Annotated in this window: 13 protein-coding genes; 4 read left to right on the top strand and 9 right to left on the bottom strand. The window is 58.4% G+C overall.

Going from position 1 to position 13,207, the window contains the following annotated elements; all coding sequences use genetic code 11:
- Nucleotides 1–5 precede the first annotated feature (5 nt).
- The 9 genes from I2E69_RS12415 to I2E69_RS12455 form a co-directional block, all read right to left on the bottom strand.
- Complete coding sequence (locus I2E69_RS12415; protein ID WP_195461552.1) at nt 6–1,211, bottom strand: glycosyltransferase; 1,206 nt, start codon at nt 1,209–1,211, stop codon at nt 6–8.
- A 186-nt stretch (nt 1,212–1,397) separates the two neighbouring features.
- Nucleotides 1,398–1,556, bottom strand: coding sequence for a DUF4295 domain-containing protein (locus I2E69_RS12420; RefSeq protein ID WP_195461553.1), 159 nt, complete (start codon nt 1,554–1,556; stop codon nt 1,398–1,400).
- 12 nt (nt 1,557–1,568) lie between these two features.
- Nucleotides 1,569–1,751, bottom strand: coding sequence for a 50S ribosomal protein L33 (gene rpmG / locus I2E69_RS12425; RefSeq protein WP_015547264.1), 183 nt, complete (start codon nt 1,749–1,751; stop codon nt 1,569–1,571).
- A gap of 16 nt (nt 1,752–1,767) precedes the next feature.
- Nucleotides 1,768–2,001, bottom strand: a complete 234-nt coding sequence (gene rpmB, locus I2E69_RS12430) for a 50S ribosomal protein L28 (RefSeq protein WP_022062508.1) — start codon at nt 1,999–2,001, stop codon at nt 1,768–1,770.
- Nucleotides 2,002–2,123: 122 nt separating this feature from the next.
- The gene (locus I2E69_RS12435) at nt 2,124–4,052 is read right to left on the bottom strand and encodes a sensor histidine kinase (RefSeq protein ID WP_195461554.1); all 1,929 of its coding nucleotides are present in this window, start codon (nt 4,050–4,052) and stop codon (nt 2,124–2,126) included.
- A 78-nt stretch (nt 4,053–4,130) separates the two neighbouring features.
- Nucleotides 4,131–4,682 (bottom strand): CinA family protein, encoded by a 552-nt coding sequence (locus tag I2E69_RS12440; RefSeq protein ID WP_195461555.1) that lies wholly within the window; start codon nt 4,680–4,682, stop codon nt 4,131–4,133.
- 10 nt (nt 4,683–4,692) lie between these two features.
- A complete protein-coding gene (locus I2E69_RS12445) occupies nt 4,693–5,934 on the bottom strand; it encodes a competence/damage-inducible protein A (RefSeq protein ID WP_195461556.1) in 1,242 nt (413 codons plus the stop codon).
- Between the two features lie 10 nt (nt 5,935–5,944).
- The gene (locus I2E69_RS12450; RefSeq protein ID WP_195461557.1) at nt 5,945–7,096 is read right to left on the bottom strand and encodes a quinone-dependent dihydroorotate dehydrogenase; all 1,152 of its coding nucleotides are present in this window, start codon (nt 7,094–7,096) and stop codon (nt 5,945–5,947) included.
- Nucleotides 7,097–7,377: 281 nt separating this feature from the next.
- The gene (locus I2E69_RS12455) at nt 7,378–8,373 is read right to left on the bottom strand and encodes a 4-phosphoerythronate dehydrogenase (protein WP_195461558.1); all 996 of its coding nucleotides are present in this window, start codon (nt 8,371–8,373) and stop codon (nt 7,378–7,380) included.
- 173 nt (nt 8,374–8,546) lie between these two features.
- On the opposite strand from I2E69_RS12455, the gene I2E69_RS12460 reads away from it, so the two are divergent.
- The 4 genes from I2E69_RS12460 to I2E69_RS12475 all read left to right on the top strand — a co-directional run bounded on the left by I2E69_RS12460 (nt 8,547) and on the right by I2E69_RS12475 (nt 13,101).
- Nucleotides 8,547–9,599 carry an agmatinase family protein gene (locus tag I2E69_RS12460; protein WP_195461576.1) on the top strand — a complete coding sequence of 351 codons (1,053 nt, stop codon included), beginning with the start codon at nt 8,547–8,549 and terminating at the stop codon, nt 9,597–9,599.
- Nucleotides 9,600–10,985, top strand: a complete 1,386-nt coding sequence (gene nhaA, locus I2E69_RS12465; RefSeq protein ID WP_229095500.1) for a Na+/H+ antiporter NhaA — start codon at nt 9,600–9,602, stop codon at nt 10,983–10,985.
- Between the two features lie 52 nt (nt 10,986–11,037).
- On the top strand, nt 11,038–11,745 hold the full coding sequence (locus I2E69_RS12470) for an FKBP-type peptidyl-prolyl cis-trans isomerase N-terminal domain-containing protein (RefSeq protein ID WP_195461559.1): 708 nt from the start codon (nt 11,038–11,040) through the stop codon (nt 11,743–11,745).
- A gap of 243 nt (nt 11,746–11,988) precedes the next feature.
- Complete coding sequence (locus I2E69_RS12475; RefSeq protein WP_195461560.1) at nt 11,989–13,101, top strand: FKBP-type peptidyl-prolyl cis-trans isomerase; 1,113 nt, start codon at nt 11,989–11,991, stop codon at nt 13,099–13,101.
- The last annotated feature ends 106 nt before the right edge of the window (nt 13,102–13,207 follow it).

The raw sequence follows: 13,207 nt of genomic DNA on the forward strand, positions 1-13,207 counted from the left end.
TGCGATTACAGTTCTGAAAATAGGTCGAGCCACTGTTGTCCGATAACCTGAATGTCGTATTTGGAGGGAGCGTCGTAGCAGTGTTTACGCATCTGTTCCTGCTGGTCGTTGTCCAGCAGGACTGCTTTTAGTCTCGCGGCGTATTTGCGTTTGTTGAAGGCCGGAACCATAATACCGGCCTTGCCGTTTTCCGTGATTCCGCGAATGGCTGCGAATGAGTCAAACGCCACGGGGATGACTCCGTATTGCTGTGCTTCGATCAGGCACATCGGAAGCCCTTCGAAATTTGAGGTCAGGCAGATGAACGAAGCACGGCGATAGTAGGGCACTACGTCTGTCTGATGCCCCATAAATTCGATCCGTTTCAGCCCCAGCCGAGCGGCTTGTTTTCGGAGTGTCTCCATTTCTTCGCCTCGACCGAGTATCTGGAGCCTCCATTCGGGAATCGAGCGTTCTATCTTTTGCCAGATCGTCAGCAATCGGTCGACCCGTTTGTCTTCACGCTTGAGCCTTCCGACGTAAAGCACAGTTTTCTCCTTCGGGGTTTCTCGGTCAACCGGAAATAAGGGTGGAAGCAGCGGGTTGGAGATCGACATGAATTTTTCATCCGGGGCTTTGCTGCCAGGATACCCCGATTTGCGAATCTGCAACTGCATTTCTTCTTTGTATTCCGGACAAAGCATTACCAATCGATCTAAGTGAGGAAGTACTTCGGTATATGACTTCAAAACTCGATGTTTCAGTTTGTTGGTCAGGAGGTTTGTGGGTTGGCGAAACAATAGGAATTCCAGTTTTTTTAGCAAGGTCGGTTTCGGAAGATCCGAACAACGCTTGCTGCGGGCCGCACGGACTTCCCAGAGCGGGATGCTGTGTATGCAGAAGATGATCTTGCATCCGACATCACGGCGGATTCGTGCGAAATCCGTGTGTACCATTCCTTGTACGATCAGGCAGTCGACTTGTTCGCTGTTCAGCGATTGGCAGAATGCGTCATAGTCGATTTGTTTGTTTCCCTGTGCTTTGAGCGGTACGGTAATTCGTGTAAAATCGCGACGGTCCTCCTCTGTGAGAATGTCTTCGAATAACGTTCCCGCATAGATGACGATTCGAAAGCCTTTACTGCGGAAGAAATGCCCGAGGTTGCGAGTTACGGTCTCGCCCCCTCCTCCTGGATATACCCAGTTATAAAATGCGATGGTTTTCAACTCCATGTTCTCCGGAATTTTTTCCAAAGTTACCTTTTCTGTGCTGGAATAGCAAATCTCGGCAGGAATTTATCGGAATATGGGCTGCGGATGCTTATAAACGGATGAAGGTTGGGGGGGGGCGGGCAATGGAAAACACAAAGGGCATCCCGAAAGATGCCCTTTGTATTTAAGAGTGATCTCTTAAAATACTTATTTCTTCTCGTCGAAGAAATCCTTTACCTGGTCGTTGGGAATGACGCCTTCCTTGAACATGTAGGAACCGGTTTTTTCCGACTTGACCATCTTGATGCACTTGGTGAATTGCTTACCCGTGCCGGTTTTCAGTGTTGCGACTACTTTCTTTGCCATAGAGCTTCTTTACTATTTGATTTCACGGTGAACGGTAACCCGCTTGAGGAAAGGATTGTACTTCTTACGCTCCAGACGATCGGGGGTGTTTTTCTTGTTCTTGGTGGTGATGTAACGGGACATTCCCGCAACGCCGCTCTCTTTTTGTTCGGTGCACTCGAGGATGACCTGAACTCTGTTGCCTTTCTTTGCCATTTGTTACTCGTTGTTTTTAGTACACGCTTTTGGGTGCGGCAGCTTCGCGAAGAGCGGCTGCGAGCCCTTTCTTGTTAATTGTTTTCATTCCGGCAGCGGATACCTTCAGGGTAATCCAGCGGCCCTCCTGCTCGGACCAGAAGCGCTTGGTTTTCAGATTGGGACTGAATTTGCGCTTGGTCTTGTGGTGCGAGTGCGAGACGTTGTTGCCCACAATCGCCACCTTGCCTGTGATTTCGCAAACTTTCATTGTTTGATTTTTTTTTGGTTAAAACCCGGTTAAGGGAGTGCAAATATACAACCTTTTCGGCAAATAGCAAAGGCGGCCACCTTTTTTTTCGGCCGGAAGCCCGATTCGGAGGCTGATAGGGGCTATTTGACGGGGATTGTCAGCAGGAACCGTGCCCCGGAGGCATGTCCCGTGTCGAGGCGTACATCGCCGCCCAACGCGCGTGCGATCAGCCGGCTGACGGACAGTCCGAGCCCGAGGCCCTGGGTGAAGGTGTCGAGCTTGACGAACCGTTCGAAAATATGCTCGTGCTCTCCTTCGGGCACACCGGGACCGAAGTCCGTAACTGCGAAGGTGATGCTGCGGCTGTCTTCGGACAGGTCGTAGGAGAGCGTAACGCCCTTCGCCGGGTCGGTGAAACGGACGGCGTTGCGCAGCAATTCGGTGAGCGCTTTGGAGAGCAGAAGCTCCGATGTCCTGAGCCGGAACGCTTCCCGTCCTGGCAGGAACTGGATTTCAGCCTGCTGCCGTTCGCTTTTCGCCAGGTTGTGAATACACTCCCGGCAGCAGGCATTGATTTCGACCGGAGCGGCCGCCGGGGGATTGTCGGACGATTCGAGGTCGGCGATATAGAGTACGTCGCTCACCAGTTTTTGCAGATTGCCGCTGTTTTCCCAGATGATGTCGATATAGACGCTGCGTTCGGGATCGTCGTCCGCAGTCGTTGCGGCCAATTCGGCGAATCCGACAATCGAGTTCAGCGGCGTGTTGATCTCGTGGGTGATGTTGCGGATGAAATGGCTTTTCATCCGGTTGGCCTCTTCGGCGGCGCGCTTGGCGTGGGCCAGGCGTCGGTTGAGGCGCGTCAGGATGACGATGAATGCCGTGGCCAGCAGCAGGATGACGCCCAGTCCGATTTCGAATATGCGGGCACGGCGCAGCCGTTCGGCCTGGGCCTGCTGCTGCGCTTCGATCTTTTCGCGGTCGAGGCGTTCGACATCGAAAAGCGTGGCGAATTCGTTGAGCGTCTCCCGGTTATTGTGCTCGTACCTCTCCTGTGCCAACGCTGTCTGCTGCGAAAGGTCTTCGGCTGCGGCCCTGTAATTCCCCAGTTCGTAATTGATCGCAGCCCGGGTCCCGAGCATCGGGATATAGAAATAATGCATACTGGACGTGCTGTCCTGCTGCGTTTCGTAGGCGGCCAACTGCTTGTTGACGATTGCCAGCGCTTTGTTCAGTTCGCCGCTGCCCCGGTAAATGGCGATCTCGATCTCCTCGATCTTGTTTTCCGAGACGTAGCCGTTGTTCCCCTCGCGGATTTCGCGCAGGAGCTGCCGGGCGTGCGAAAAATCCCCTTCGTTCGCATAGCGGTTGGCCCGGGCGATGCGGACACGCCAGATATGCTCGGGGAGCAGAATGGTTTTTTCGGCCATCCGGAGCGCCTCGTCGGCCTGGTCGTATTTTTTCTGCAGGGTATACATCTCGCCCAGTTGCAGGTAGAGGTAGGAGATATCGACCTCTTTCAGCCCGTTCGGACCGGCGATCCCGATGGCTTTGCGGTAGGAGTCGATCGCTGTGTCGTAAAGCGATTTGGTTCGGTATATATGCCCCAACTGCTTGTATGCCTCGGCGATGGCCGGTTTGTAGTCGTCCCGGATCGCCTGGTCGCGAAAGCGTTCCAGTTCGTATTGTGCGAGGGTGTATTTGCTGTATTTGGTGTAATAGGTGATCAGCCGTGTCCAGACGAAATAATAGTGCGTCAATTGGTTGTGCTCCCGGGTGAATTGCTGGGTGCGTGCGACCCACACTTTGACCGAGTCGAAGTTGCCGGTATAGTAGTAATAGTCGGTTTTCAGGCACATCGCCACGGATTGCATGCGGCGGTTCTGTTTCTCGCCCGCCAGCCGGAACATGGTGTCGGCTTTGAGCGGCATTTCCGGATCTTGTTTGTGGCGGTTGCACCAGCGGTAATAGGCTACAAGCGTAGTGTCGAGCCCGTCGGCTGCGGTTTGGGCGGTAGCAGACGATACGGACGCTACCAATATGGCTAAAAGCAGCAGGGCGTTTTTCATTACTTTTTGGGCTAAAAACGCTCAAAAGTAACCGTAAAAACCGTAAAAACCAAATAAAAAGGCTATAAATTCGCTTATTTAGGGATTATATCGGGCCGTTTTCTCTGTCAACAGTTCTTCTTCGAGCAGGGCGACGGCAGCCGTACCGGCTTTGCGGATGACTTTGTTGCGGCTGCCGTTTACGTGAATCAGCCGCGATACGGTGCGTTCGGGTGAGCTGACGGCGATCCAGATCGAGCCTACCGGGAGTTCGGGCGTGCCGCCCGAAGGGCCTGCGATGCCGGTAGTGGCGATTCCGTAGTGGGCGTCGGCCGCATGGCGGACGCCCTCGGCCATTTTGCGTACGATCTGCTCGCTCACCACGCCGTAGCGGGCGATGGTGTCGCGCGAGATACCCAGCAACAGTTCTTTCGTCTGGTTCCAGTAGGCTACCACGCCGCCTTTGAAATAGGCCGATGCGCCGGGCATGGCCGTAAACCGGGCCGCGATGGAACCTCCCGTACAACTTTCGGCGACAGCGAGGGTCTGTGTACGGTCGATCAGCAGCCGGTGTACGTTTTTTTCCGGCTTGAAACTGTTGCAGGAGGCTGTCAGCGCGATTACAGCCAGTAGGGCGAGTAATTTATTCATGGCTGAAGTTTTAATTTCCATTGAGGCAGTCGCGCAGCAGGCCGAGGGCGAAGGCGCTGGCGCGGTCGATGATTTGTCCCCGGTCGGTTCCGCACTGTTTGAGGATGGCGACCGTCTGTCGGGGCGTTGCCACGGCTATCCAGACCGTGCCGACGGGTTTCTCCGCCGAGCCGCCCGTGGGGCCTGCGATGCCGGTGGTGGCGACGGCGTAGTCGGCGCCGGCCGCACGGCGGGCCCCTTCGGCCATCTGGCGGGCCACCTGTTCGCTCACGGCGCCGTAACGTGCGATGTCCGCGGCATCGACGCCCAGGAGCCTGGTTTTCGAATCGTTGCTGTACGACACTACGCCGCAGAGGAAGTAAGCCGATGCGCCGGGCATGGCCGTAAACCGCGCGGCGATCGAACCGCCCGTGCAACTTTCAGCCACGGCGAGCGTCAGTCCCCGCCGGGTGAGTATTTCGTGCACTACCTCCTGCATGGTCGCGGTCTCGAACCCGAGGATGTTGTGGGGAATGATCTTGCGCAGCGCCTCGAACTGGCTCTCTATTTCGCGGGCGACGCTCTCTCCTTCCACCTCATAGGCCGACAGGCGCAGGCGTACCGCACCCGGATTGGGCAGGTAAGCCAGTTTCAGGTACGGGGGCAGGGCGTTTTCCCATGCTTCGATCCGCTCGGCGAGCATCGACTCGGCGAGTCCGGCGGTGATCATCGTGCGGTGGACGATCTGCCGCAGTGCGAAATGGGCCTTCAGGCGGGGCATCACCTCGTCTTCGATCAGGTGTTCCATTTCGAAGGGTACGCCCGGCAGCGAGACGATCACGTGCCCGTCGCGTTCGAACCACATGCCCGGGGCTGTGCCGTGGGCGTTGAACAGGACCGTGCAGCATGCGGGAACCATTGCCTGCGAGCGGTTGAGCTCGTTGAACCCGATGCCGCGCTCGGCGAGCATTTTCTCGACGTGCTCCGCTACTCGCTCGTCATAGCGCATTTCGCAGTGGAACATCTCTGCGAGGGTCTTCTTGGTGATGTCGTCCTTCGTGGGGCCGAGGCCTCCCGTGACGACGGTCACCTCCGAGCCCGCGAGGGCGTTTTCCACGGTCTGGATAATCTGTGCCCGGTCGTCGCCGATCGAGATTTTCTCGCGGACCACGATGCCGGCCGCATTGAGGTGTTTGGCAATGGAAACCGAATTGGTATCCACGATCTGTCCGATGAGTATTTCATCGCCGATGGTGATGATTGTCGCTTTCATGGCCGGATGGTTACTGATTTTCCGCAGGTTCCTGCGGCGTTTGCGGAGTGTTGGCGGCTTCGGGGAGTTCCGAGTCGCCGGTTTTCGGAGCTGCTGCTGTTCCTGCGGTCGCCTTGGCCTGCCGGGCTTCCGCGTCGGCGATCAGCGCGCGGCACACCTCTTTGACGATTCCGGGGCCGTTGTAAACGTAGCCGGTGTAGAGTTGTACGAGGTCGGCCCCGGCGTCGAGCATTGCCCGCACGTCGTCGGCCGACATCACTCCGCCGACGCCGATGATGGGGTAGTTTCCGCCCGAACGCGTGTGCACCCGGCGTACGACCTCTACAGCGCGGCGGGTAAGCGGAGCGCCGCTGAGGCGTCCGCTGCCGATCTTTTCGAGCGACGCCCGGCTCGTGTGCAGCCCCTCGCGACTGTGGGTTCCGTTGGTTGCCACGATGCCGTCGAGCGGTGTTTCGAGCAGCACGTCGGTGATCTGGTCGATCACCTCGTCGGACATGTCGGGCGAGATTTTGAGCATGATCGGCCGGAACTGGTTCTGGCCGCGCCGGAAGTCGAACAGCGGGTTGAGTATCTGGAGAATATGTTCGCGCGTATGTGTCAGCCCTTCCCGGCAGGCGTTGTCGCAGCTGATGTTCACGGTGAAATAGTCCGCGTACTGATAAAGGCTGCGGAAGAGTTTCAGGTAATCGGCCGGGGCGTTCTCGGCGGGTGTTGCGGTGTTTTTGCCGATGTTGCAGCCTACGATTACCCCGTTGTGCGGACGCCGGAGGTGGCGGATGGTGGCTTCGAGACCGCGGTTCGAAAGTCCGATGCGGTTGATGATGGCGTTGTCCTTGGGCAGGCGGAAGACCCGCGGCCGCGGATTGCCCGCCTGAGGACGGGGCGTCACGGTCCCCACTTCGATGAATCCGAATCCCAGTGCGGCCAGTTCGCGGAACGCTTCGCCGTTGCGGTCGAATCCGGCCGCCAGCCCGACGGGGTTGGCGAAGCGGATGCCGAAGACCTCGCGTTCGAGCGCCGGGTGCTTCACGGCGTAGCACTTGCGCAGCAGCCAGCGGCCGCCGGGAATCAGCCCGATGATGCGCAGCAACAGCAGCACCGCATGATGGGCCCGCTCGATGGTGAGCGAGAAAAGCACGGGCTTTATAAATCTCCGGTACATTTTTTTTCGAAGTAATTGCCGCAAAGATAGTGCAAGGCGAGTGCAGAAGCAAATTTATTTGCTTTTGCCGAGCCGCCGCCTGTCTAAGGCGAAGCCAAAGATAGTGCAATCCGGCGGCGGAGCCAAATTTATTTGCTTTTGCCGAGCCGCCGCCTGTCTGAGGCGAAGCCAAAGATCGTGCAAGCCGGGCGCGGAGCCGAATTTATTTCACGGGGCCGGAATGCTGCCTGTCTGAGCCGCTATTTATCGCGGGCAAAGGTAATTAAAAAAGAGTGAATCCGCTAAAAATATTCGCGGCGGTAGGCATAATGGTCGCGCATGGACTCGAAATCGCCCGGCCGCTCCTTCAGGCGGCGGCTTTCGGCTCCGATGTCGTAAGCCTTTCCGATGGTTGCACATAACTCCTGCCAACCGATCGGCCGCGGGGTCGCCGGGGCGGCTTCGGGCGGATACCATCCTTCGAGCGGGAACCCGAAACGGCGGGCCAGCGAGGCGACCGACATAGCCGTGGCGTTGGCTTTGCCCTGTTCGGAATAGCCTGCAATGTGGGGCGTGGCCAGCAACGCATGGGCCAGCAGGGCCGGGTCGAGGTGCGGTTCGTGCTCCCAGACATCGAGCGCGCAGTCGAGTCCGCTCGCCAGCAGGGCGTCGCCGTCGACCACCTCCCCGCGCGAAGAGTTGATCACGACGGCGCCGGGTTTCATCCGGGCGAACAGTTGCCGGCCGGCCATATGCCGCGTCGTGTCGTCGAGCGGTGTGTGGAAGGTGAGGATGTCGGCTTCGCCGGCTACCTCTTCCAGGGGCCTGAACCCGCAGTGTTCCCGCTCTTCACGCGGCGGGTCGCAGCAAATGACGCGGAATCCCCACGCTGCGGCATACTCCCTGACGAGCGATCCGACGTGTCCCACGCCCACGATGCCCAACGTCCGTTCGGCAGGCTCCCAGCCCTGTGTGCGTGCGAGGTGAGCGAGTGCCGCGCCGACCCATTGCAGGACGCCCCGGGCGTTGCAGCCGGCGGCCGTGGTGACCTCGATTCCGTGCTCCGCGCACCAGGCCCGGTCGATGTGGTCGAACCCGATGGTCGCCGTGGCGATCATTCGTACGCGCGAACCCGCCAGGAGCGCTTCGTCGCACCGGGTGCGGGTGCGTATCACCAGCGCGTCGGCGTCGTGTGCGTCGGCGGCCGAAATTGCCGTCCCGGGGAGGTATTCCACCTCGGCGAACGGCTCTAGGACACCCCGCAGAAAGGGTATGGCGCTGTCGGCAATGATTTTCATAATTTGGTGTATTTATCTCCGTTTCTCGTCATTCGGGTGAACAAAGATAGGTAAAAATTAAAATTTTCGTACCTTTGCCGTTCAAAACGGAACGTTTTCACCGGGTGAATGCAAAGTCCGGGCCTGCATGGTCCCGGGCCGACGGCGGAAACGGCAAAAGAATGATGAACGTTATGGAACAGAAACCCTTCGATCCGGATGGTGTCGGTGTGGACAACGGGACCTATTTCGGGCTTCCGTTCGATCCCGAAACGGCGGAACTGGTGCTGATTTCGGCGCCGTGGGACGTAACGGTCTCTTACGGAGCGGGAGCGGCCTATGCGCCCGATGCCATTATCGAAGCTTCGACACAGTTGGATTTCCACGATCCGCTGGCTCCCGGCGCCTGGCGCCGCGGTATCGCCACGGCCGACGTGGACTATTCGCTGCAGGAATCTTCGCAGCGCCTGCGGGCCGACGCTACGCGGGTAATCGACCACCTCGAAGGGGGCGGTTGCCTCGAGGACGACTATGTCGTGCGCAAGGTCCGCCGCGTCAACGAGGGATGTATGGCGATGAACGCCAACATCGAGGCGCAGGCTTCACGCTGGCTCGACGCCGGCAAGACGGTGGGGCTCGTCGGTGGCGACCATTCGACCCCCTACGGGTTGATCCGGGCGCTGGGCGCGCGGCACGCGGAGTTCGGCATCCTGCATGTCGATGCCCACTGCGATTTGCGCGACGCGTACGAGGGATTCGAGTTTTCCCATGCTTCGATCATGTTCAACGTCCTGCGCGATGTGCCGCAGGTCGTGAAGATCGCCCAGGTCGCCGTGCGCGACTTCAGTGAGACGGAGGCTGCGCTGGCGGCCTCGTCGGAACGCATCGCCTCCTTCGACGACCTTTCGCTCGCTGCCGCCGCTTTTCGCGGCGAGACGTGGGACGCGCAGTGCCGCCGCATCGTCGACGTGCTGCCGCAGGAGGTTTACGTGAGTTTCGACATCGACGGACTCACCTTCGAAAACTGCCCCCATACCGGTACGCCGGTTTCGGGCGGACTTACATTCAACCAGGCCGTCTACCTGCTCGACACGCTGGTTCGCTCGGGACGCCGCATCATCGGCTTCGACGTGGTGGAGGTGTGTCCCGTAGCCGACGAACGAATCGACGCCATTACGGGCGCCCGCATGCTGTGGAAGCTCTGCGGGCAGACGCTCAGGTCGGCCGCCAAAAACAACGAACGATAAATGCGACTGTTTTCAATGTACCGCTGGGTTCGCCAGCGACACATGATGGGGCTTCGCGGCCGTAGTTTCCTGGAAGCTCCCTGGGCCGGAGGCGTCGTGCTGCTGGTGTGCGTCATCGCCGCCATGCTGCTGGCCAACCTGCCGGCGACCAAACTCTACTACCACCACCTGCTCGAAACCGACCTTTCGCTGATGGTCCGCTCGCCCGACGGAGTGATCGACTGGATCTTCCCGCGGGGAATGACCGTCGAGAAGTTCATCAACGACGGCCTGATGGTGATTTTCTTTTTCGCCGTGGGGCTCGAAATCAAACGCGAAATTGTCTGCGGGCAGCTTTCGTCCACCCGGCGGGCCATTCTCCCGGTGCTGGCCGCTGCGGGCGGCATGCTCGTCCCGGCGATCTTCTTCACGGCTTTCAACCACGGAACGATGGCCGCCAACGGTTGGGGTATTCCCACCGCTACGGACATTGCCTTTGCTATCGGCATCCTTTCGATGCTGGGCGACCGTGTTCCCGTATCGCTTAAAATCTTCCTTACGGCGTTGGCTATTGCCGACGATCTCGGGGCTATCCTGGTCATCGCGCTGTTCTATGGCGGCAAGGTGCAGATCGGCTGTCTGCTGGTGGCGCTGGTCATCATGCTCGGGGTTTACTTCATGAAGCAGATGGGCGAGAAACGCATGTTCTCCTACCTGGTCCCGGCCTTTGTGGTCTGGGGGCTGTTCTACTACTCGGGCGTTCACTCGACCATTTCGGGTGTGGCGATGGCCCTGCTGATCCCGATGGAGCCGCGTTACAGCAAGGAGTATTTCGCCCATAAGATGCGCTGGCTCAATGCGCTGATGCTCCGGGCCGCCTCCCATGAGGATTTCCCCAACGAAGAGCAGCGCTTCTACCTGCGCCGCATGCACGACCTTTCGTCCAATTCGGTCGGCATGAGCTACCGCCTGGAGCACGGCCTTGCGCCCTACGTCACGTTCCTGATCATGCCCGTCTTCGCACTGGCAAATGCCGGCGTCGAGATTTCGTCGCTCGAATACCTCAATATTTTCCATTATTCGCCCGAGATCGGTTCGGTCGGTATGGGCGTGTTCTTCGGACTGGTCATCGGTAAGCCGCTGGGCATCTTCCTCGCCAGTTGGGGCGCCGTGAAGACCGGACTCGCGGAGCTGCCCGAGGGGGCGACGTGGCGCATGCTGCTGGCCGTGGCCTGCCTGGGCGGTATCGGTTTCACGATGTCGCTGTTCGTCGATTCGCTGGCCTATACCGATCCCGACCTGGTCGACCGCGGCAAGATCGCGATCCTGATGGGTTCGACGGCGGCCGCCGTCCTGGGCTGCATGCTGATCCTGGCCTTCTCCGGACGCAAACGCCGGATTAAATAGGATAAATTGCCGCTGATTGCACTATTTTTGTAAAAAAAGGAGTTTGATAACTATGAAAAAGACCTTCCCGATCCTTCCGGCCCTCGTGTTGCTGCTGGCCGGAGCCTGCTCGAAAAATTCGGGCGGAGGCGGTGTGAAACTCAAGAGCGATACCGATTCGGTGGCTTACGTCCTCGGCATGAATGTGGGCATGAACCTGCTGAAAATGGATTCGACGATCAATGTGAACGCTGTCTGCGAAGGTATCCGCGACGTTTTTCGCGAAAATCCCAAACTCACGGCGGCTGATGCCGAGACGTTCTACCTGAGCTATGTGAATTACGCCCTTCCCGAGAAGGCGCGCAATTACGAAGAGCAGTTCCTGGCGGACATCGCCAAGTCGAACCGCTCTTATGCCCGCACTTCGTCGGGCGTGACTTATACGGTAACAGCGGTGGGCGACCAGGACCAGATTCCCGTCTCCGAGCGCGACAGCGTGGCTCTGCGGTGGGTGATCCGCACGGCGGCGGGCGACGAGATCGCCTCTTCCTACGAACGGGGCGATACGGTGCGTTCGCTGGTCCGCGACCTGCGGCGCGGCGTGCAGGAGAGCGTCAAGCTCATCGGCAAGGGCGGCAAGATCAACGCCTGGATGCCTTCATCGGCAGCCTACGGCGCTGAAGGCGACAAGGAGTTGGGCATTGCTCCCAATGCGACGCTCTATTACGAGATCGAACTCGTCGACCTCGACAAATATGCGACCCGGTCGCGGCGGCGCTAATCCGGAAAAACCGCCGGGCCGTGGCGGCATTCGTGTTTGTCGCCGCTTGGGGCTCTTTAAAATATAGTTGCTAAGAATCATTTCGTTAACAAAAAATTTATATCTTTGCGTGGAATAAACCCCCGCTTAGATAGGCGGCGCCTCGGCAGAGTCGAATAAATTCACCTCTGCGCCCGGCTTGCACTATCTTTGCGCATACGAATTGCGATAAAAGCCAAACATCAAAACATAGTAAAAACAACAATGAAAAAAATCTTTTTTGCGGCGGCGCTTGCGGGTGCTGCAATGCTCGCCTCCTGCGGAGGAAACAAAGGCGGGGTACAGATGGGCAGCCTGTCCGAATTCGACTCGTTGTCGTATTCGCTCGGAGCTAACATCGGCTACGGCTTGAGCTACGAAATGAAGGACATTCCGTTCGACTTCAAGGCCGTTGACAAGGGTGTTCAGGAAGGAGCCCTGGGCAAGGCTACCCAGGAACACGACAAATCGCTCGATATGCTGCGCGAGTATTTCATGTCGAAGCGCGGCGAGCGTGCCCAGGCTATCGCGCAGAAGCGTGCCCAGGCTGACAGCGTACGCCTGGCCGGCGGCGACTCGACCAAGGTGGAGTATCCCGCAGCCGATCCCGAAATGTTCGAGAGCGAAGAGGAGCGTGCCGAAATTTCCTATGCTTTCGGTAACGACATCGGTTACAACATCGCACAGAGCGGCATGCCTATCCAACTGGTTTGGATCGGCGAGGCCATGCAGAACGTGCGCGACAACAATGCCAAGATGAACGAGGACGAGGTAAACCAGTACCTGCAGTACTACTTCATGGTAAAGCGTCCGGCCGAGAATGCCGAGGCTTCGAAGGCGTGGATGGAGAAAATGGAGAAGAAATCGGGCGTGAAGAAGACCGAGTCGGGCCTGCTTTATAAGGTTACCAAGGCCGGCGACGCTTCGGTGATGCCGAAGGATCCGCGCGACGTGGTGAAGGTTCACTATACGGGCCGCACCCGCGACGGTAAGGTATTCGATACCTCGAAGTTCGCCAACCGCTCGAAGGAGCAGCAGGAGATGCTCAAGAAGCAGCGTCCCGACGATTTCGACAAGGACGAACCCGTCGAGTTCCCGCTCAACCGTGTGATTCCGGGATGGACCGAGGGTCTGCAACTGGTAGGCAAGGGCGGTACGATCACGCTCTGGATTCCCGCCGACCTGGCTTACGGTGCACGCGGCGCAGGCCGTGACATCGGTCCCAACGAGGCTTTGGAGTTCGAAGTCGAACTGGTCGACGTTACTCCTTACGAAGAGCCCGCTCCGGCAGATTCGACCGCAACGGCCGAGACTCCCGAAGTTGCTCCCGCAAAATAATTCCCGGGAATAAATCGAATCCGGATGCGCACACGGCGCATCCGGATTTTTTTATAATAAGGTATATGAAAAACTCCGGTCCTTAGGGACCGGAGTTTTTGAATTT

Origin of the sequence: Alistipes sp. D31t1_170403_E11 (assembly GCF_015553985.1) — a bacterium.
GTDB classification, from domain to species: domain Bacteria; phylum Bacteroidota; class Bacteroidia; order Bacteroidales; family Rikenellaceae; genus Alistipes; species Alistipes montrealensis.